Annotated in this window: 17 protein-coding genes; 7 read left to right on the top strand and 10 right to left on the bottom strand. The window is 47.3% G+C overall.

Annotated features, from left to right (window positions below; genetic code table 11):
• Positions 1-4 precede the first annotated feature (4 nt).
• Complete coding sequence (locus QFZ51_RS11925) at positions 5-1210, top strand: hypothetical protein (protein ID WP_429046064.1); 1206 nt, start codon at positions 5-7, stop codon at positions 1208-1210.
• Positions 1211-1251: 41 nt separating this feature from the next.
• Here QFZ51_RS11925 and QFZ51_RS11920 read toward each other — a convergent pair whose 3' ends face one another.
• A complete protein-coding gene (locus QFZ51_RS11920; RefSeq protein ID WP_429046062.1) occupies positions 1252-2004 on the bottom strand; it encodes a hypothetical protein in 753 nt (250 codons plus the stop codon).
• 165 nt (positions 2005-2169) lie between these two features.
• Between QFZ51_RS11920 and QFZ51_RS11915 the strand changes: the two genes are divergently transcribed.
• Both QFZ51_RS11915 and QFZ51_RS11910 read left to right on the top strand, forming a co-directional pair.
• Positions 2170-3303: a hypothetical protein gene (locus tag QFZ51_RS11915; RefSeq protein WP_429046061.1), complete on the top strand. Its 1134-nt coding sequence runs from the start codon at positions 2170-2172 to the stop codon at positions 3301-3303.
• 49 nt (positions 3304-3352) lie between these two features.
• Positions 3353-3745, top strand: coding sequence for a RidA family protein (locus tag QFZ51_RS11910; protein WP_370912701.1), 393 nt, complete (start codon positions 3353-3355; stop codon positions 3743-3745).
• A gap of 70 nt (positions 3746-3815) precedes the next feature.
• On the opposite strand, the gene QFZ51_RS11905 is transcribed toward QFZ51_RS11910, so the two are convergent.
• From QFZ51_RS11905 to QFZ51_RS11890, 4 genes are all read right to left on the bottom strand, one after another.
• Positions 3816-4121: a rhodanese-like domain-containing protein gene (locus tag QFZ51_RS11905; protein WP_079468586.1), complete on the bottom strand. Its 306-nt coding sequence runs from the start codon at positions 4119-4121 to the stop codon at positions 3816-3818.
• A 34-nt stretch (positions 4122-4155) separates the two neighbouring features.
• A complete protein-coding gene (locus tag QFZ51_RS11900) occupies positions 4156-4974 on the bottom strand; it encodes a PASTA domain-containing protein (RefSeq protein WP_429046058.1) in 819 nt (272 codons plus the stop codon).
• 26 nt (positions 4975-5000) lie between these two features.
• A complete protein-coding gene (locus tag QFZ51_RS11895) occupies positions 5001-5987 on the bottom strand; it encodes a D-alanine--D-alanine ligase (RefSeq protein ID WP_429046056.1) in 987 nt (328 codons plus the stop codon).
• 147 nt (positions 5988-6134) lie between these two features.
• Positions 6135-6482 carry a 4Fe-4S dicluster domain-containing protein gene (locus tag QFZ51_RS11890; protein ID WP_370912704.1) on the bottom strand — a complete coding sequence of 116 codons (348 nt, stop codon included), beginning with the start codon at positions 6480-6482 and terminating at the stop codon, positions 6135-6137.
• A 94-nt stretch (positions 6483-6576) separates the two neighbouring features.
• On the opposite strand from QFZ51_RS11890, the gene QFZ51_RS11885 reads away from it, so the two are divergent.
• The gene (locus tag QFZ51_RS11885; RefSeq protein ID WP_429046054.1) at positions 6577-7575 is read left to right on the top strand and encodes an acyl-CoA reductase; all 999 of its coding nucleotides are present in this window, start codon (positions 6577-6579) and stop codon (positions 7573-7575) included.
• A 508-nt stretch (positions 7576-8083) separates the two neighbouring features.
• Positions 8084-9658, top strand: a complete 1575-nt coding sequence (locus QFZ51_RS11880; RefSeq protein ID WP_429046052.1) for a trypsin-like peptidase domain-containing protein — start codon at positions 8084-8086, stop codon at positions 9656-9658.
• Positions 9659-9930: 272 nt separating this feature from the next.
• On the opposite strand, the gene QFZ51_RS11875 is transcribed toward QFZ51_RS11880, so the two are convergent.
• The 3 genes from QFZ51_RS11875 to proS form a co-directional block, all read right to left on the bottom strand.
• The gene (locus QFZ51_RS11875) at positions 9931-10692 is read right to left on the bottom strand and encodes a LytR/AlgR family response regulator transcription factor (protein WP_078672331.1); all 762 of its coding nucleotides are present in this window, start codon (positions 10690-10692) and stop codon (positions 9931-9933) included.
• Positions 10689-13613: a histidine kinase gene (locus QFZ51_RS11870; protein WP_429046049.1), complete on the bottom strand. Its 2925-nt coding sequence runs from the start codon at positions 13611-13613 to the stop codon at positions 10689-10691. The genes QFZ51_RS11875 and QFZ51_RS11870 overlap by 4 nt, the downstream gene beginning before the upstream one ends.
• A gap of 122 nt (positions 13614-13735) precedes the next feature.
• The gene (gene proS, locus QFZ51_RS11865) at positions 13736-15211 is read right to left on the bottom strand and encodes a proline--tRNA ligase (protein ID WP_429046047.1); all 1476 of its coding nucleotides are present in this window, start codon (positions 15209-15211) and stop codon (positions 13736-13738) included.
• Positions 15212-15495: 284 nt separating this feature from the next.
• Here proS and QFZ51_RS11860 point away from each other — a divergent pair, with 284 nt between their 5' ends.
• Both QFZ51_RS11860 and QFZ51_RS11855 read left to right on the top strand, forming a co-directional pair.
• Positions 15496-16506 (top strand): hypothetical protein, encoded by a 1011-nt coding sequence (locus QFZ51_RS11860; RefSeq protein WP_429046046.1) that lies wholly within the window; start codon positions 15496-15498, stop codon positions 16504-16506.
• 158 nt (positions 16507-16664) lie between these two features.
• Complete coding sequence (locus QFZ51_RS11855) at positions 16665-18218, top strand: OmpP1/FadL family transporter (protein WP_370912710.1); 1554 nt, start codon at positions 16665-16667, stop codon at positions 18216-18218.
• Between the two features lie 72 nt (positions 18219-18290).
• Here the strand turns inward: QFZ51_RS11855 and QFZ51_RS11850 are convergent, their stop codons facing one another.
• Together QFZ51_RS11850 and miaA are read right to left on the bottom strand one after the other, a co-directional pair.
• On the bottom strand, positions 18291-20654 hold the full coding sequence (locus QFZ51_RS11850; RefSeq protein WP_429046045.1) for an ABC transporter permease: 2364 nt from the start codon (positions 20652-20654) through the stop codon (positions 18291-18293).
• Between the two features lie 203 nt (positions 20655-20857).
• The gene (gene miaA / locus QFZ51_RS11845) at positions 20858-21757 is read right to left on the bottom strand and encodes a tRNA (adenosine(37)-N6)-dimethylallyltransferase MiaA (protein ID WP_429046043.1); all 900 of its coding nucleotides are present in this window, start codon (positions 21755-21757) and stop codon (positions 20858-20860) included.
• Positions 21758-21825 lie beyond the last annotated feature (68 nt).

Raw genomic sequence — 21825 nt, 5'->3', positions numbered from 1 at the left:
ACTTATGATCCCTGCAGTAAGAAAGGCATATAATCAACAATTCACACCAGCGCAATACCAGGCTTTTTTAGCAGGTATTGCGGCAGATACCGGTGTAGCGCCTGCTTTCCGGGTGGCTGAAACTCCTGTATTTGTGCCGGCAGCCCTTCGTAATAAGCTGGTTCAGGCCTGCGAAGAAATAGTGGATGTGCTGCTGCGCCCCGATTTTAAAACCATTACCCGCGACGCTATTCCACCTTCACTAAAGGTACCCAATGAAAATGAGCATCCGCATTTTATTGTCATTGATTTTGCCGTTTGCAAAGCCGCAGATGGTTCATTGGCGCCGCAGCTCATTGAATTGCAGGGATTCCCCACCATGATGGCTTTCCAGGAAGTGATGGCCCGCCGCTTTAAAACGCATTTCAACATACCGGATACCTTCAGTAATTTTTTCAACGGACTGGATGAAGCAGCCTATTACCAGCTGTTGCGTGAAATGATCATCGGGCCTTATGCGCCGGAAGAAGTGATACTGCTGGAAGTGAAGCCGGAAGAACAGAAGACCCGCATTGATTTTTACAGCACAGGAAAAAACCTGGATATCCCCACCATTTGCTTAACGGCCCTCATACAGGAAGGCAAGCAATTATTTTACCTGAAAGATGGTATAAAAACCCGTGTACACCGTATTTATAACCGGATTATTTTCGACGACCTGCAACGCCAGGCCGAAAGTATTGGCGCTCATGTCAATCTTTTCCAGGAACTGGATGTGGAGTGGATCACGCACCCCAACTGGTTTTACCGCATCAGTAAGTATATCATGCCTTTTATTCACAGCGAGTATGTTCCCAAAAGCTGGTTCCTGCATGAATTACCGGTGGTGCCTGCCGACCTGGAAAATTATGTACTGAAGCCGCTTTTTTCTTTTGCAGGGCAGGGAGTATTAATAGATGTGACTGCGGAAGATATTGACCGGATCAAAGATCCTGAGAACTGGATATTACAACATAAGGTGAAATATGTACCTGCCATAGAAACGCCTACGGGTCCGGCTATCTGTGAAATACGCATGATCTATATCTGGCAGGATGGCGCTGCGCGGCCGATGCTGGTGCATAACCTGGCCCGGATCAGCAAGGGTAAAATGATAGGCGTAGGATTCAACAGCAAAGATACCTGGGTTGGTGGCAGCTGTTGCTTTTTTGAATCCGGCGATACAAAATAAATAACGGGAAAGCATTTGGTATGGCTGCTTTCCCGTTAAGACTAAAATGCAAATTCTTCAATCAGCGGTCCGGTGGTGTATTCACTTCTTTTTCCCACCCCGATAGCCAATTCCTGGTTCTCGCTGTTTTTAACGATCAGGAAGGGCTGACCATATTTCTGCTTACCGGCAAAAATAACGGCAATGTCTGTGCAGGAATAAACGTCTTCGTTGGTGAGCGTAATTTCCTTGTTATCGTCCAGCACATTTTCCGTCTTTTTATTTTCTTTCCGGAGATGTAATTTTCTTCCTACATACTGCCGCTTCAACCATTCGTAGTTGCCGTTAATAATAACCGGTGTGTTAGAAAGATTGTCTTCCGGCACCTGGAAAAGCAATAGTTTCCGCTCCTCATCACGCAGCGTGAAAATAAGTGTGGAAGTACCTTCCAGGTTTCTGCGGTCGTAGTCAACGATCCTGAATGTCTTATTTTCTATCGCCTTGTAGGGCGTATAAAAATGTCCGCCTTTGAGTACACTTTTATAAGGCACTTCCACTACGGCTTTCATTTTAAGATTATCCAGCAGGGTATCTTCCTTATTTCTCACCGAACGCCTGGGATTCAGTTTCAGGAAAGTGATTTCCTGTCCTACCAGCGTTAACTGGGCAATATCCGGTGTAAGATGCTGAAAGGCAATGCTGCTGTCGTAAGGAACTAAAGTCGGCTTCTTCTCGGTATCCCTGTATTTAATTTGGGCGGAAGCGCTGAAGGTAGCGGCCATTCCCAAACACAAGGCTAAATGTTTCAATTTCATATACACTAAAATATTGGCAAAGATATATTGTTTCCATGCTGCGGCTGACACAGCAATTTGTTAAAAAACATAACGGAGAGTTTGCAAATACATTGCGTAGTGCCCTTTTATCTTTGGTATAAATATTTACTTTTATGTAAATATGTCAACTTAATACCTATCCTTATGTTTAGTAACCTGGCCATAGATGTGGCCCTCGGCCTTATTTTCATTTACCTGCTATACAGTTTGCTGGCCTCGGTGGTGCAGGAGCTGGTTGCCAGAATCTTCAATTCCAGGGCGCGGCTGTTAACGAAAGGCTTACGCCGGATGCTGGAGGACGATGATCACAGTAAAGACCTGGGCTGGTTTGGGAAGTTTACTTTCTTCAACTGGTTTTATGAACTGGGGTGGAGCGTGGTTTATTTTTTCGAGCCTTTCCGGAAAAGTCCTTTCCTTAAAAAGTTTTACAGCACGTCCTCTATCCGGAACCTGGGTGAGAACAGCGCCACTTCGCGCCCGGCCTATATCAGTCCGCAAATCTTTTCCCAGGCGATGGTGCACCTGTTGCGCAGCAGTGTGCCGGAACACAAGGCAACAGATGCCCTGGCAATCAAAGCGGCGCTGACGCATAATTACCTGCAGCTGGTACCGGGTACCAGGGAGCACCTGTTACAATTATTTGAAGATGCCGGGCACAATATGGCAGCCTTCCGTGTCAACATGGAAACATGGTTCAATGAAACCATGACCCGCGCCAGTGGCTGGTACCGGAAGCAAACGCAAACCTGGCTGCTATGTATGGGAATGGCCATTGCGGCGTTGTTCAACGTGGATTCCATTGCTATTGCGCGGATCCTCATGAAAGACAAAAATGTAAGATCACAGCTGGTGCAGCTGGCATCCAGCCGGGCACCGGGTTATACGGCCATCACTGATACGCTTATACGTAAAAACGTACTGCATAAGGACAGTGCCTTTTTCCGGGCCGATACTTCTGTTCGTATACTCGTCAGCGATACTTCCCTGCTGGGCGTGTATGGCATGCTGCGCAGCGATGCCGGCGATGCAGCAAACGTGCTGGGCATCAAACGCGCCTGCGTAGCCGACAGTACCGGCGGGCATATTACCCTGCGCTGCGGTTACACCCATCCTTTCCAGCAAAACGGCTGGCTGATCTTTGCCGGCTGGTGCATTACCGCACTGGCCATATCGCTGGGAGCGCCCTTCTGGTTTGATTTGCTGGGAAAGGTGGTGAAATTCAGGAACGCGCCGCCCCCGGCAGATACCTCCAGGACCAACACCGCGGGCACACACTAAAGAAGATGTTGTAGATTTGCATATCTCCTCATCTTTCTAAAAAACAGCTATGAAACGCACCAATTATTCCTCCGGGGCACTCTGGGAAGGAAAAGTAGGTTACTCCCGGGCAGTAAGGGTGGGCAATGTAATTGAAGTATCCGGCACCGTGGCATCGGATAACGACAAAGTGGTAGCGGAAGGTAACGCTTATGAGCAAACGAAATTTGCCCTGGCAAAAATAGAGTCCGCCTTAATCAATGCCGGCGCCACGCTGCATGATGTGGTACGTACCCGGATGTTTGTAACAGATATCTCCAGGTGGGAAGAGTATGGAAGGGCACACGGGGAGTTCTTTAAAAGCATCAAACCAGCTACCACCATGGTAGAAGTAAGTAAACTGATTGATCCCCGTTACCTGGTGGAGATAGAAGCGACTGCTATTGTAGAGCAGAAAGCCTGATGGAGGGAATCCTTCTGCGCTTATTTTTCCGGTACAAACCGGGCAAAGCAGGCGCAGAAGGCACTAAATGTTATTTATACAGCTCTGTCCATTTCAGCATACCACCTACCAGGTTTTTGGTATTGGTAAAGCCCATAGAGTCGAGTAACATACAAGCCTGTCCGCTGCGGTTACCGCTGCGGCAATACACGATGATTTCCTTGTCTTTCCAGTCCTCAATTTCGTCCACCTGCATCTGCTGTACAAAGCCCAAAGGAATATGCGTACCGCCAATGTTGAACTCTGCGCGTTCATGTGGTTCTCTTACATCTAATATATAAAGTTCTTCACCGTTGTCTATGCGTTGTTTCAGTTCTTCTGCCGTAATGTTTTGCATGTTATTAAGTATTTAAAATCAAATTACATCATTTTCAATTATCCTCTTCAACTGGTTTAGGAGCAGCGGTACTGTCGGTTACCGGTTTGGTAGCTGATAACCAGAAGTCCACGCTTTCACCGGCCCTTACCATATTAAAATCGCCGATCTCATTTTTGCGGGTAGGCACCTGTTTGATCACGTAGGCGTTTGCTGTATCGGATACGCTGGGATCAATGATCACGGTACCTGAATTAAGATTGCTGGCGCTGAGCATTTCGCGGGCTTCTGCATAGGTAAGTCCCACGAAGTTGGGCACCGGGTTTTCCACGCTGCCGGTTCCGCTGCTCAGGATCAGGGTGATATTGCTGCCTTCCGCTACTTCGGTGCCGGGCTTTACCTTCCTGCCATTCAGCAGTTGTTGTAATACGGTGTTGGTGGCAAAGTCGGGTTTATAAATGGTATCTCCTACGTTGAGGCGCATGCTTTTCAGCATCATTTCGGCGCTGCGGAAGGTAAGTCCTTCGAGGTCCGGCATTTTCACCATAGGCGCCACTGTTTTATTTACGGTCAGGTAAATAGTTCTGCCCACCTTTACCTGTGCTCCCTTGTCGGGCGTTTGCGCATACACTGCCAGTGGAGGAATAGAATCAATATAAATAGAATCCCTTACATCTGCTTCAAAGCCGGCTTTCTCCAGCAACGCAATAGCTTCTTTTATATTTTTTCCATGCACATCCGGTACGGTTTGCTGTTGTCCGTGTTTGGTGATGAAGCCCAGCATGGAGAAAAACAACAGGGCCAGGGCAAAAAACACTACAATAACCGCCAGCAGATTAAATAAAAAAGAGCGTTTGGTAATAAAGTCGAACACGATAATTATATTAAGTGTGATAATCCTTACTTCAGGCTTTCTTCCAAAAGCAGGCCATAAAATTCTGTCAGCGTTTTTCCTGCAGCCCTTACCTGTTGGGGAACCAGGCTATTTTCAGACTGCCCGGGCATTGTATTTATCTCCAGGAAATATAATTTCCCGGTACCTTCTTCATATATAAAGTCCACCCGCACAATGCCTTTGCAATTCAGTTTGTTGTAAATAACAGTAGCGGTTTCCTGTACCTGGCGGGCAATATCGTCCGTTATGGGTGCAGGGGTAATTTCGTTGGAAACGCCCGGGGTGTATTTGGCTTCGTAGTCGAAGAACTCCTTGCTGCTCACTACTTCTGTGATAGGCAGCACGGTAATAGCGCCGTTTGCACGGTACAATCCCATGGTAAGTTCCCGGCCTTTGATAAACTCTTCGATCAGGATCTGGGAGTCTTCATTAAAGGCCTTATCGATAGCTGGCTGCAGCTCTTCAGCGGTTTTCACTTTCGACATACCAATGCTGCTGCCCCCTTCTGCCGGCTTCACGAACACGGGTAAACGCAATTGCTGCAGGATTTCTGCTGTATTATAGGGCTGATGACGGAAAATATGTACTGATTTAGACACATTTACTATATTCAGTGCATCCACCACCTTATTGCAATAGCTTTTGTTGAATGTGAGTGCGGAGGTGACCATACCACAGCTGGTAAAAGGAATACCAAGCATTTCGAAATATCCCTGCAGGCGGCCATCTTCTCCAGGCGTACCATGAATACCAATAAATACGGAATCGAAAATGACCTTCTTTCCGTTGATGGTTAAGGAAAAATCATTTTTATCTACTTCAGTCACCTGGCCATCAGCGCCTGTATGGCTCCAGCTCTCTTTGGTGATAATAATCTTGTATACGTTATACTTACTGCTATCCAGGTTATTTTCAATAGTTACGGCACTTTGTACGGATATCACATATTCTCCGGAATATCCACCGGCGACCAAAGCTATATTCTTCTTCATAAGAGATTTTACTATAAGCGGGTAAAGTTAAAGGTTATTTGTTAATTGTCAAGAGCCGCAGCGCCTGTGGGCGGTGGCTGTTCAAATTACATAAAAAAACCGTTCCAGCCAGCGCGGGAACGGTTATCAAGCTTCCTGGAGAATATCTTAAATGTGCAGTTTTGCCTTCTTATCCATCAGTTCATCGACGGTTTCCTGGTACATTTCGTCAGGAACGCAGCAATCTACCGGGCAAACCGCCGCACATTGCGGTTCTTCATGAAATCCCTGGCATTCTGTACATTTGTTGGGCACAATATAGTAGGTATCTACACTGATAGGCGCATTTCGCTGGTCAGCATCCAGTACACTACCATCCATTAATGTATAGGAGCCTTTTACGGTGGTACCGTCGGCTAGCGCCCATTCAACACCACCCTCGTATATCGCATTATTGGGGCATTCCGGTTCGCAGGCGCCACAGTTTATACATTCGTCTGTTATCTTAATTGCCATAGTGTAAACTTTTTGGTTAAGTAGTAAGCCATTAATTTTGTGTGACAAAAATAAAATTTTCCCGGTTTAATTAGGTCATTATTTATATAGTTTCATGAACATAGCAGAAAAAGAAGCCGCATTGGTGCGCCTGGGGCAGTATCTGGCGGATAAAAGCCCGGAATTGGAAGCAGTAAAAGAGCGTGCATATATTGCCAATGGTTGGTTTATCCCCTCCTTTATCGACAATGCGCTGGACAATATCTCCCGTTATTTCCTCTCCCCTGCCCCTTTACAGCAGTGGTTGCAGGGATATCCCAAAGCTGCGGAGGCACGCACCCCTAAAACTGTTGGAATCGTTTCTGCCGGGAATATCCCGCTGGTAGGCTTCCACGACTGGCTTTGCGGGTTTATCAGCGGACACCGGGTAAAAATGAAACTTTCAGGTAAAGATGAGATCCTGATGAAACATATCCTGGAAAAGATCGGTGAATGGTATCCGGACCAGGCCGGTCAAACGGAAATACAGGACATGCTGAAAAACTGCGACGCCTATATTGCCACCGGCAGCAACAACTCAGCCCGGTACTTCCACTACTATTTTGCCAAATACCCACATATTATCCGCCACAACCGCACCTCCGCCGCCATCCTTACCGGTAAGGAAACCCCGGAGGAACTGCTTGCCCTGGCTGATGATGTGATGCTGTACTTCGGCCTTGGATGCCGGAATGTTACTAAAATTTATGTGCCACTGAACTACGACTTTGCCCCCCTCCTCAAAGCACTGGAGAAATACAGCCACCTGGCTGACCATCACAAATACAAAAACAACTACGACTATAACCTGGCCCTGCTGCTGCTGAATAGCAGTCCTTATATGACTAATGGCAGTATCCTGCTGCAGGAAAACACCGGCCTGTTTTCACCCATCAGCGTTTTACACTATAGTTATTATGTAGATATGGCGCAGCTGCAACAGGAGCTTTCCGGTGAAGATGCCCTGCAGTGCCTGGTAGGACAACAGTTCACGCCGTTCGGTTATGCCCAGCAGCCGTCGCTTGCTGATTATGCAGACGGGATAGATACGCTGAAGTTCCTGCTGGAGTTGTAGCGCGGCGCGCGCCTTCGGCGCTTGCCACGGAAATTGTCTTGGAGCAGGATTACGCTGATTATGTTGATTACGCTGATTTTCCCACCTTTTATTATGAAGATTTTTCCATTTTTTGTTGTAATGGTAATGGGGAGATTAGAAAAGATAAAGTGTGATAAGACCCATTTTATCTCTTTTTTATTTTATCTCCCCGAAATATAAAAACAACAAGACGTGGGAAAATCAGCGTAATCAACATAATCAGCGTAATCCTGCTCCAAGACAATTTAAAGGCGCCGAAGGCGCCGCCTCCCTAACAATTTGTCGCAATTACTTGTTATCTTGACAGGCAGGCTGTCATTCCTGTCAGTACGGTATTAAGCCGTGTTTAACGATTGATATAAAAATGTGTTAAAGTGAATCACCCCTGTTGCGTTTGATTCACAGGGCGAATTAAATTTGTAGTAAGGGCATGTAAATTGATCATATCCCGGCGTTATTATTAACTATCACGCAAACACACTATAATATGAAATTCAAGCAAATTGTTACGACTGTTCTTATCAGTGCTGTAACGGCAGCTGCCTCCATATTTGTGTATGGCAAATATATTCAGCCGAAGCAGCCGATTGTTTTCCAGAATGGTACTGAAATTCCCGTAAACTATGCCCGCTACATGCCGGGTACGGAAGGGAATGCGAATGCCACCCCACCTTCCGACTTCACCACCGCGGCCAAGGCAGCAGTGCCGGGTGTAGTGCATATCAAAACAAAGATCAACCCCAGGCAGGTAACCAATGGTAATAACCTGCAAAGAAGACGCAGCATCCTGCAGGACCTTTTTGGAGATGATTTTTTCGGAGATGAATTTAACGGTGGCGGAGATGGCCGCAGGTACTACGTTCCAGGCCAGATGGCTTCCGGTTCCGGCGTACTGATCTCTGCAGACGGTTACATTGTAACCAATAACCACGTAGTTGCAGATGCCGATGAAATCAGCGTTTCCCTCAGCAACGAAAACAAAGTATTCAAAGCAAAGATGATAGGCACGGACCCCAGCACCGACCTGGCCGTTATTAAAATTGATGCGAAAGACCTTCCTTATCTGCTGTATGGCAACTCCGACAATGTAGAAATAGGACAATGGGTACTGGCGGTAGGTTATCCGCTGAACCTGGATGCTACGGTGACTGCGGGTATTGTAAGCGCCAAATCACGCTCTATTGGTATCAACAGAAGCGGTGGCAAAGTGAACAGCGCTATTGAATCCTTTATTCAAACAGATGCTGCTGTGAACCAGGGTAATAGTGGTGGCGCATTGGTAAATACCGCCGGCGAACTGGTAGGTATCAACTCTGCGATTGCCTCTCCAACAGGCTCTTATGCCGGCTACTCTTACGCTATCCCGGTAAACCTCATCAAAAAAGTGGTGAACGATATCCTGAAATATGGTAATGTACAGCGGGCGTACCTCGGTGTAAGATATGCGCCTTCCTCTCTCATTGCCAATATGAGCGATGAGCAGTTAAAGGATGCCGGTATTAAAAGGGATGTAAACGGCGTACAGGTAACAGATGTATTGCCTAACAGCTCTGCTGCGGCCGCAGGCCTCCGTACCGGTGACGTGATCACCGCTGTGAATGGCGTAAAAATTCCTACCACTTCGCAGTTGAGCGAACAGGTGGCACGCTATAAACCAGGCGATAAAATCAGTTTAAGCTACCTGCGTGACGGTAAAGAAGTTACCGTGAACAATGTGGTGATGAAGAACCTGAAAGGCAATACAGACCTGGTAAAGGTAACTGCGCTGGATCGTTTGGGTGCAGACCTCTCCGAACTTGATAAAGACCAGGCCGCCCGTTTGGGTGTGAATGGTGGGGTAATTGTAAACGATATCGGCAACGGTATCCTGAAAAAACAGACCACTATGGCCCCGGGATTTGTGATCCTCAAAGCTGGTAATACGCAGGTCACCTCCGTGGATGAACTCAGCCAGATAGTGGAAAAGCAAAAGAACCTCAAGCTGATAGGTTTCTATCCTGAAAGAGGCGGAAATATCTATTACTATAATATTGCTACCGGCACTGAGGCCGAAAACCTCTGATCCCCTTAAAGTAATTGGGTTTTAGGTCTTAAGAAAAAGTCCCGTTTCCGGCAAGCCGGAGCGGGACTTTTTCTTTTTAAGTCATACAGGCCTCGCCTGGAAAAGCAGACCGTGCAATCAGTCATTCTATGAAAACCTATTAGGAAAATAATATAAGTATCTGATAAGTTGGCGGGGTAATCCGTAAACAGGAGAATTGGCTTAGGCAACGCATAAAAAAGCCGGTTAAGCGATGGCTCACCGGCTTTAATAATTAAAGTAAATTAAGAATATCAGAGATTAATTACCCCTTTCAGCTGGGTAAAGAACTCGTCCTTTTTACGGGAAGAGATAGGAATATTCTTCTGATCGCTCATCACCACGGCTGTTCCCAGCCCTTTGATGATTTTCACGATGTGATGAATATTAATGAGGAAGGACTTATGCACCCGGTAAAAACCTTTATCGGACAGCATTTCCTCATATTCCTTCAATGATTTGGAGATCAGGTGAGATACGTTGTTGATCAGCTGAATTTTAGTATAGCTGTCAAAGGCTTCACAATAAATAATATCCTTCAGATCGATTACATTATACCCGTCGTTCACCGGTATAACGATCTTTGAGAAGGCGTTATCGTTGTTCTTTACGTAGTCTTTCAGTATGGATGCCAGCTCGTTGAGTCGCCCCTTCTTGCTTTTCTTCACTTTTTCAAGTGCATCTTCCACTTCACTGACCTTGATTGGTTTCAACAGGTAATCCAGCGCAGCAAATTTAATTGCCTGCAGTGCATATTCCTGGAAAGCGGTGATAAAAATAACTTCAAAATTCAGTACCGGAAACATTTCCAGTAGCTGAAATCCATTGTGTGGTGGCATCTCAATGTCAAGAAACAGAACATCAATGGGGTTATTTTTTATCATTTCTGCCGCCTCATTGATATTCTGCGCCTCACCGACAACTGTCACATCTTTGCAGTAGTTCTCGAGTATATTGCGTAAAATATGAATGTTGCGGACTTCATCGTCTACAATGGCAGCTTTTATATTACTCATAACATCTTAACAATGGGAATCAGTATTTCAACTAAGGTACCTTCCTTATTGCCGAAACCAGATTTAAATTTATCAATAATTTCTAACTTTCCAACACTTCCATTAAAAGATTTTATAATCTGCAACCGCTCTTTAATCACGCTAAGTGCAGTAGACTCGTGTTTAATGAGCCTTGAACTTTTAATGCTATTTGACTTATCCCAACCTATTCCGTCATCATCTACCGAACAATATAACAGGTCGTCCACCATTTCCAGGCGGATTTCCAGGTAACCGCTGATATTTTTGGGCGCCAATCCGTGTTTAATGGCATTTTCCACTATCGGCTGAATAATCATGGGTGGGATGTAGATGGTATACTCCTTCAAAGCATCCTCCATGATAAAGTGATAGGTAAAGGAATGTGCAAACCGGATCTTTTCCAACTCCAGGTAACGGGTCAGGAAAGCGATTTCTTCTTCCAGTGATATATACGATTTCCTGGAGTTGTTGAGCATCTGCCTCATGAGCGTAGCAAAGTCTGCCAGGAAATTCAGCGCTTGTTTCTCTTCCTTCTCCAATATAAGGTGTTGAACGGAGTTCAGCGAATTAAAAATAAAATGTGGGTTCATCTGGTTGGTCAGCGCCTTGGCTTCCAACTCCGCAATGCGCCGGTTGTACTCTGTTTTACGCTTTTCCGCCTGTTTAATCCGCCTGATAATATACCGTAAACCGATCAGCACCACCAGCAAACCAGCCAGCAGCAGGATGCCTCTTGCCCACCATTGCTGGTACCACCTGGGTAGTATGTTCACATCTATGCTCACCGGCTTTGACCAGTCGCTCTTATATTTTCTTGCCCTTATCATAAGGGTGTAATTCCCTGGCTGCAGGTCGGGGAACGGAATGATGTTAGACATGGTGGTTACCCAGCCGCTGGTGGTATCTCCGGAAAAATTATACTGGTATTCCACCAGCTCCGGCAGGTCAAAAACGATGGTACCGAATTCCGCTTCAAATGACGCTTTGCGCTGATACAGGTGTACAAAGCTATTGGAGGCGAGGAAGGTGCTGTCGCCATAGCGGATGTTATTCAGGTAAATCACCGGCGGCACGGTATCCACCGGGATATGATCCGCATTAAAAGAACACAGGCCATTGGAGGTAGCGATGAAGAGGGTATCATTATCGGCATATACGCCGCGGATATCGTCCGACATCAGGCCGTCGCTGGAGGTGATATTACGTGTAATCGTCTGCGTTTTTACATCAATCACGGACACTCCGCGGTTGGTGGCCACATACAGCCGGCCCACGCCATCGTAGTAAAGCTGCTGACAGATATCGCTGGCCAGGTTGTTGGCGGTGGACAGGTGTTTGATGACGTTGTCATTTTGCATCACGTAAATCCCCTGGTCGCTGGTACCAATCCAGAGGGAGCCATCAATCCATTTAAGATCCTTGATACTTACCTTCCGCAGGGTATCTGCACCGGCTGGCAACAGTTGCCGCCTGCCGTCTGTACAAAAAAACAGGCCTGCGTTGGTTCCAACGTAATAAGCGGAGTCGTTGATGCTTGCCAGCGAAGTAACCAGCATATCTAGGTCGCTGATGGCATAATCATCCAGTGCTACTACCTGGTTTTTTGCAGCAATCCTTATCTTCCCGGAAGGCGACACATCCACATCTTTCAGCATTCTCACGGATTTTAACAGTGTTGTTTTCCGGGACAGGGTATTAAACTTGTACAATCCGTTATCGGTGCCAATGAGTACATTATCGTTGGTATACGGGGTAATGGAAAGTACGCTGTTACGGCCGGAAGTGGTATCCACTGTGTATTGCCGGATACTGTTTTCCGCATCCATTGTATTGAGAACGCCGGCATTCTGCCCGATCAGCAGCAGGTCGCTTTTCTTGTCTTTGCTGATGCTGAAAATGGAATGTGAATAAAGTCCGTTGGTATTATCGAGATAGCTGAAGTAAAAGTTTTTGTAGGGGATGTTATACACGCCGTCTCCAAAAGTGGTGATCCAGATGTTGCCGTCCCTATCCTTCAGCAGGGAGGTAATGAAGTGATTATCCAGCAGCCGGGTGATCTGCCGTTCTCCTTTAAAATAATCTTTCAGGTAATACAAGGCGCGCTGGGTGCCAATCCACAGGTTATCGTTATCAATACATATGTGGCTGATATCATCTTTAATACCCCATTCTGCGCCGTTAAAAAAACACACGGCATCCTTTGCGGTGTAGGAGTAAAGCGTGTTCCGGATAATTACAATGGCGCTTCCATTTATACGGTTGTGAAACGCGGAATCATCCAGCGGGTACGGCGATGCGTTATAAATCTCTTGTTTGGAATTACTGGGGTCGCGCAGGCTTTCGAGGTGAAAGGAGGCCTGCAGCGGGTGGAAGATGCTGTCGTTCCGCATCAGGAAGTACAGGTCTGATCCCGAGGCGCCCAGTTTATCATAGATTATTTCTTTACCGTTGTATTGAACAATCCTGTTGTTGCTGTTGAGGAACCAGATATAACCGCCTTTGCCTTCAAATGCATACTGCATATAGTGACTACGGCTGTTAAAAATGAGGGAGGAATCATTTTCTTCGTTATGAATCACTGATTTCTTATAGAACGAAGGTTTTCCGTTGAGGGTGAAAAACCATACCCTTCCCCTGGAGTCGGCGGCGAGTTTCACTACCTCGTTGTCTGTGAGACCGTCTTTTTTGGCGTAGTTACGGAATCTTTTACCATCAAATTTACTGACGCCGGTAGGAGTTGCAAACCATATGAAACCGTCTTTATCCTGCGTAGCAGCATAAACAGTAGCGTTGGCCAGTCCGTCCTTTACATTATAGTTACGGATCATCAGCCCCTGCGCGAGGGTTGTTGTAACAGTGCAAAAGAAGACCAACCCCCATAACATTATAAAACGGCTCAAGGGCATCGGAGTTTAATGGTTTATTGCAGGAGTATTACCTGTAAGTATTACGAGTTACGGATTTTTCCGGAAAACACCCCGCAAAAATCCGGCCCCGTAATACTTAATATGAAACTTCTTTCCTAGTACGCTCTTGCGAAAAGCACCCTTTCTTTAGATGGCTTCCCGGTCAGGATACACGTGCCGGCTTCCTGCGGGTTGTTGAGCGGAATACAGCGTATCGTAGCTTTTGTGCGATCTTTGATCTGTTCTTCTGTTTCGGCGGTACCATCCCAGTGAGCAGATACGAAGCCGCCTTTTTCGTCCAGCACTTTCTCAAATTCTTCAAAAGTATCTACACGGGTGATATGACTATCGCGGTAAGCTTTTGCTTTGTTGAACAGGTTGAGTTGTATTTCGTCGAGCAATTCCGTGATGCGGGTTGATAAACCATCGAGCGACAAGCTCATTTTTTCCCTGGTGTCGCGGCGGGTTACTTCGGCCACATTGTTTTCGAGATCTCTCGCGCCAATGGCTATACGAACCGGTACGCCTTTCATTTCGTATTCGGCAAACTTCCAGCCCGGGCGGTTGTTATCGGAATCATCGTATTTCACGCTGATACCGGCGCTTCTCAGTTCCTTAACGATGACATTTACTTTTTCATCGAGTCCTGCTTTCTGATCAGGTCCTTTGTAAATAGGCACAATCACTACCTGTACAGGTGCAATTTTTGGCGGCATTACGAGGCCTTCATCATCGCTGTGCACCATGATGAGTGCGCCGATCAGGCGGGTAGACACGCCCCAGGAGGTGGCCCACACATGTTCCAGTTTATTTTCTTTATTAGAGAACTGTACGTCGAATGCTTTGGCAAAATTTTGTCCCAGGAAGTGAGAGGTACCGGCCTGTAAGGCTTTACCATCCTGCATCATGGCTTCCACGCAGTAGGTTTCCACGGCGCCTGCAAATCTTTCGCTCGGCGATTTCAGTCCGCGTACAACAGGCACGGCCATATAGTTTTCTGCGAAATCAGCATAGATATTCAGCATCTGTTCTGTTTCCTCGATGGCTTCCTGTGCAGTGGCGTGGGCGGTATGGCCTTCCTGCCAGAGGAACTCCGTGGTACGGAGAAACAGGCGGGTACGCATTTCCCAGCGCACAACATTTGCCCACTGGTTGATCAGGAGGGGTAAGTCGCGGTACGACTGTATCCAGTCTTTATAAGTATTCCAGATAATAGTTTCAGAAGTGGGGCGAACGATCAGTTCTTCCGCCAGTTTGGCATCGGGATCTACGATTACGCCGCCGCCGTTGGGATCGTTTTTGAGGCGGTAGTGGGTTACTACGGCGCATTCTTTGGCGAATCCTTCCACGTGCGCAGCTTCTTTACTTAAAAAGCTTTTGGGGATGAACAGCGGGAAATAGGCGTTCTGGTGACCGGTTTCTTTGAATTTGCGGTCCAGCACATCGCGCATGGCTTCCCACAAAGCAAATCCGTATGGTTTGATGACCATACATCCTTTTACTGCAGAATAATCTGCCAGTCCGCCTTTCAATACCAGGTCGTTATACCACTTTGAATAGTCTTCCGAGCGGGCCGTTATCTCTTTACTCATAAAAAATTTACCTTATTTATATACCGTTATTTTTAAGCTAGTTCCGGTTCAATTTGTCGAGACAAAATTAAACCTATCCGCCGGGTGCCAAAGGCTGGATTGGCTTAGTTTTTGTCCATTTATATTAAGAAGAAAATTCCACAAACATAGATGAAAAACATAACGTTGCAAACACTTATCATAAAATAATATAACATAGTCTGTGTTATTGTAACTTTCTTCCTGTTAATTCCGTTTAAAAGAAGTAAATTTACTACACGAATCACGCTTAAAACATATTTCAAATGAAGCCTATATTATACATTGGACTGGCCGCATCGCTCGCACTGGGAGCGTGTTCCAGTACCTATAAAACGGCTCAGACTCCGGATGATGTATACTATTCTCCGCGTCAGCAGCAGCGTACCTATGCCTCCAGCAACGGTTCGAACGGCAACAGCCGCCAGGATGAAAACGATGCCAACTATGTTGAAGGAACGCAGGATGATGGCGGTACCTATGTAACTTACCAGGACGATGACCAGGGTGACTATCAACGTCGCCTGAACAGATTTGGCAGTGGCAGCAACTATTCCGGTGATTACTGGGATGGTTACAATGCAGCCTCCAACCTTTACATGAGCAGTGGCTTTGGTATGGGATACGGTAGCGGCTTTGGTTTAGGTTACAGCCCATACAGCAGCTTTTATGGTCCTTCCTTTGGTTTGGGCCTTGGATTCGGCTGGGGAATGGGTGGTTACTACAGCCCCTGGAGCACCGGCTTCTATGGCGGATGGGGTTATCCATACGTAGGCAGCTACTGGCCTTCTTACTACTACCCGTACTACGGCGGCTACTATGGCCACGGTGGTTACTACGGTGGTGGCGGTTATTACGGACATTATACCACACGTCCTTCCAACTCCTATGGTTCCGTAAGAGGCGGTAACGAAAGAGTTCGCAGGGCAGATTATACCAACAGTGGCGGCACAGGCGGCGGCGGTTACACCCGTCCTTCCAGAACCGGTACTTTCCAACCTGCCAATGGCGGTACATCCAATGGTGAAAGACCACGCCGTGTATTCCAGCAGTCCAGTTCTGAAAGACCTGTAACCAGGCCTTCTTACCAGAACAACAGCGGCAGCAGCAACAATGGCGGCGGTTATTCCCGTCCGCAGAGAACAGAGTACAGCAGACCTGCTCCTACTCCGGCTCCAAGTTACACTCCTAGTTCCGGCGGTGGTCGCGTAGGTGGTGGTAATTCCGGTGGCGGCGGTGGTGGTGGCTACAGCCGTCCATCCAGAGGAGGCCGTTAATAAATAAAATCATTTACAAGATAAGCGTAGCCTAAAAACCTACGCTTATTTTTTATCTCGCACACGTTTTGCCAGTTCAGCACGTTATACTTATCGCGGCAAGCGTTAGTAACCGTTAAATTAACCTGCAAGCAAATCTCATTTTAAGAATACAGATTATGATTAAAAGACTTTATCCTCTTTTAGGTGGCTTGTTTATATCTGTAACAGCCATGGGCCAGAGTTCCAACGACGCATTACTTTACTCCCCCCTGCAGCCTCACGGTACAGCCAGGACCCAGGCGCTGGGCGGTGCAGGTGTGGGCCTTGGAGGAGATTATTCATCTGCTCATATTAACCCGGCAGGTATTGCCATTTTTAAGACCGGCGAATTTCATATTTCGGGTGGCGTAGGCATCTCTCAAAATACCTCCAATTACCTGGGCAACAGCCAGCTTGATAATAAAGGGAACCGCAGCAATTTCCAGCTGCCATCCATCGGGCTCATTATGGCTACCAATAAGAATAGCGGCAGCAGTACCTGGAACAACATTACCTTTTCACTGGGTATGGAACGACTGGCCAATTACAACAACGAAATTGCCATTGCAGGTCACAATACCTTGTCTTCTTATTCTGATCGTTTTGTAGATGATATATTCGATGGTAGTACCTCCACACAGGCACTGGGTACAGATCTGGGATTCAGTACCGGGTTACTGGCTGATTACCAGCCTACCGGCGGTAACAAAGAGCCTATGACACTGGCCTCTCCTTCCAGGCAAATAGGCGGTCTTACGGAAGGCATCCAGCAAAGAGGTACCCTGAAAACAGAAGGTGGTTTAAATGAATACACTTTTGCTATCGGCGGTAACTACGGCGATCGCCTGTATATCGGCGCCAGCTTAAACCTGCCGAGCATTAATTATAAAGAATCACTCGCCTGGTCAGAAGATGACGCCAGCAGTAACAAAGGCAACGACTTTGGCTACTTCGATTATTACAAGGACCTGAAACGTACCGGCTTAGGCGTTGGCGGTAAAATTGGTATCCTGTATAAAGTGTCTGATCATTTCAGACTTGGTGGTACTTTCGCTACCCCTACCTGGTATTCCCTTCATGACAGCTACAGTTCGGAACTGTACTCAGATATAGAAGATGGTCGTGGTGAACAGGGTTCTACTTCCTTTGATCAAACAGAAGGTTATCCTGTAGAATACGACTACAACTACACTGCGCCTTTACGCGCGGCAGCGGGCGCCTCTTACTTTTTTGGTAACCTGCAGGAACCACAAAGCCCTCAGGGCTTTATTACAGCTGATTACGAATTCGTGAACACCCCTTCCGGTAAATTCAGGATGAGTGACGACAGGGCCGGGGAAAAAAACCTGAACGATAACATCAGCGCGGTGTATAAATCTACTTCCAATATTCGTGTAGGCGCCGAGGTTAAATTTATGGCGATATACGCGGTAAGGGCGGGTTTTGCTTCCTATGGCAATCCATACAGCGATGATAAATACAACGCAGGCGTAAACGCTTCCCGCAAAGTGTACAGCGGTGGTATTGGCTTCCGCAATAAAGGTCTTTATGCAGATGCTACCTACAGCTACACCCAGGGCAAAGACAGGTACCAGCCTTACACTGTGTACGACGCACAGCTGAGTCCTGCGGCGGCAACACTGGATTTTACCAGAAGCAACATTGTACTGACAGTAGGATTTAAATTTTAAGCAACCTCATTTTACGATACATAAAAAAAGCCGTGGTGTAATTCACCACGGCTTTTTTTTATGTATCGTCTATTACTCCGCCTTCAGATTCTTCACCGGGTTTTCCAACGCTGCCCGGATCGCCTGGAAGCTCACTGTGAGTAAAGTGATTCCAACAATCGTAATCCCTACCAGCAGCGACACGCCGGCTCCCACCTCGATGTGATAAGCAAAGCTATGCAACCACCGGTCCATGCAATACCATGCCAGCGGCAAACCAATCAGCACGGCTATCAGTACCGACCGCAGAAATTCCCCCGACAACATCATCATTACATGGGTAGCGGTAGCACCCAATACTTTGCGGATGCTGATTTCCTTACGCCTGCTTTCGGCGGTAAAGGTGGCCAGTCCAAACAGGCCCAGACAGGATATCAGGATAGCCAGTGCAGTAAAATATTTTGATAAGGCGGCCACTCTTTTCTCCGCTGTATATTGCGCCTGGTAATCTTCATCGAGAAACTTATAATCGAACGCAAACCCGGGGTTATAGTGCTGGTAGAAGGCAGCCAGTGCATCCAACACTGCTTTTGTTTGCCCGGCTTTTACTTTTACCATTACCGTGCTGTTTAGAGAATCCAGCCGGAAAAACAACGGGCTGATAACTTCGTGCATAGATTGAAAATGAAAGTTCTTCACTACGCCTGCTATCTCCGTTTTCATCCCGTTAAATTCTATCACCTTGCCTACAGGATTATCAATTCCCATTGCCTTGATAGCAGCTTCATTAAAAATGATCCTGGAATCATCTGCACCGTAGTCGCGGGAAAAGGACCTTCCAGCTGCCATTTCGATGCCCAAGGTTTCTATCATATCGTAGTTCACCATAAACGGACGGCACATAATAGTTTCCGTGGTGCCCCTGCCCTTCCAGGTGCACCCTGTGGAAGGCGCGCCCAGCACATTCCCTACCATAGCAGAGGCATTCACCACGCCTGGTATTCTTTTCAACGCTGACAGGAATTCAGGTATATGTTCCGGCACTTTACCTTCCACATCGAAGTATACGACGTTGTCTTTGTCGTAACCAGGATTTTTATCCTGCACATAAGCTATTTGCCGGTATACTGTAATTACGCCCACCATAAATAAAACTGAGAGTGTAAACTGGAATACCACCAGGCCTTTGCGTGCCATCAATTGCCCCGGTGATCCCGGCACTTTTCCTTTTAGCACAGGCAGAGGATTAAATCCGGACAAATACAACGCCGGGTAGCCACCCGCCAGGATGCCCGTCAGCAGCGCGATACCAGTAATGATACCCACCATTGTGCCACTTAGCGAGAAAGACAATGCTTTGCCGGTGATACGATTGAATTCCGGCAGCAGCAGTGCCACCAGTAGTAATGCGATGCCCAGCGCGAGAATAGTCATCAGCATGGATTCACCGAGGTATTGCAGTACCAGCGCCAGGCGGTTGGCGCCTATTGTTTTGCGGATCCCCATCTCTTTCATTCTGCCGGAAGCCTGTGCGGTGGAGAGGTTTACAAAGTTAATGCAGGCAATTACCAGGATAAAAAGTGCGATGAGGGAGAATAATTTCACGTAGCTGATCCTGCCACCGGCAGCCACACCGTTTTCATAATTGCCATGCAGGTAATGATCGCTGTAGCGCTGCAGGAACAGGTTGCGGGGTGTAGTGCTTCCCTTGGTAAGACCAGTCATGAAGCTGCTCAGCTTTGCATTAAACGCGGGGATATCGGCGCCTTCTTTCATAACAAGAAAGGTATTGAACGGTCCCTGCGGGTCCAGCGCCGTGATGTTCATGATTTCCCGGAATGCATCGAATGGCAGCAGGCAATCGAATTGGGTGGAAGTATTGGCGGGGAGCTCATCTAACACGCCGGAAACAGTGCTGACTTTTTTGAACCGGTCTACCTGCCAGGTGATGGTTTTACCCAGTGCATCGGTTGTACCAAACAGTGTTTGTGCAAGCTTAGAAGAGATGACGATGCTGTTTTTGTCTTGTAGTACCTGCCGGCTGTTTCCCTGCAGCAATGGATAGGAGAATACCTGGAGATAATCCTGACCTGCAAATATGCCGGCGGATTTCGTGCTTTTGTTGCCGGTGGTCAGCGCTATTTTAGGGAACCAGGATGGCGGTGTGCTCACGGTAGCATTTTCCACTTCAGGCATATTTGCTTTCAACGCATCCGCCAGCAGTGCGGGTGTTCCGTTGGAGGTGGTAATGCCTTTTTCGTGTGGCTGATTTTCCATTACCTGGAAAAGGTGGTGGTCGTTTTTATGGAAGTGATCAATGCTGAGTTCATCGTATACCCACAAACAAATCAGCAACGTACAGGCGAGACCGGTAGACAGGCCAATGAGATTGAGGATCGTAAAACGCCTGTTTTTCAGCAGGTGGCGCCAGGCCGTTTTCAGGTAATTTTTAAACATAAGCAACTGTTTTCGTGAGCTGTGCAGACACGGTGCCGCCAAGAAAATGCCATGTTACCAGGCTTTTAAATACAAGAGATTTATATATTTTATATTTATCGCAAATGTTCGGTTTCAGTACAGTGGTTGTCCGTAATTATTTTCCGGGAGATGTATACCGCGGCGTTACAACTGGTGGAAAAATCCTGCGCGGAGCATGCGTACTAGCCTTGTTGCTGCACGTAGTTCATGATATCTGCCGTATTGCGCGGATCAAACCAGGTGAATGCCGGGTCCTTCCTGAACCAGGTGAGTTGCCGTTTTGCGTACTGGCGGGTATGTGTTTTAATATCGTCGATGGCCTGATCGAGGGAGATGTGGCCGTCGAGGAAGCTGAATATTTCCTGGTATCCTACGGTGCGGAGGGCATTGTGTTCGCGGTAAGGTAAAACGGAGCGGACTTCTTCCACCAGGCCGGCGTGTATCATTGTATCTACGCGGTGGTGGATATTGTGGTGGAGTTGTTCTTTGGGCAGGGTGATGCCTATTTTAATTACCCGGAAATCGCGGGGGGAGCGGGTAGCACTGCGGAAGGTGGTGATAGATTGGCCGGTGGCGTCGAGCACTTCCAGCGCGCGGATAAGGCGTTGGGGGTTTTGGGTTTCGGCGGTGGCATAGAAGCCGGGATCGCGTTCCTGCAATTGTTGCTGCAGCCAGGCGAGGCCGTGTTGTGCATACTGTTCATTGAGGTGAGTGCGGATGCCCGGGGCAATGACAGGCATATCGTCGATTCCTTCCGCGAAGGCCCTGATATAAAGACCGGTGCCGCCGCACATTATGGCTACGTCGTTTTTCTCAAAGATTTCGCGGGCGTAGCCCAGCGCCAGTTTCTCGTAAACGCCTGCGTTTACGTCTTCCCGGATGCTGTGGGAATTGATGAAGTAGTGGGGAACCGCCGACAATTCTTCCGCGGAGGGCTTTGCTGTACCGATGCTGATTTCGCGGTAGCATTGCCTGGAATCTGCAGAGATCACTGCTGTATTAAACAGTTGTGCCATTTGAACAGACAACGCTGTTTTGCCAGAAGCGGTGGGACCTGCGATAATGATGACGGTTTTTTGCATAAGTATTGCGCTAAATATTTAGGGATCTGTTTATTTTTTCCGGGAGACGGGCCATTTCAGCTAAGTGG

The sequence above is a fragment of the Chitinophaga sp. W3I9 genome (assembly GCF_050434025.1).
Taxonomy (GTDB): Bacteria; Bacteroidota; Bacteroidia; order Chitinophagales; family Chitinophagaceae; genus Chitinophaga.
Note: the sequence above shows the minus strand (reverse complement) of the source record. Positions and strands in the feature narration are given on the sequence as shown.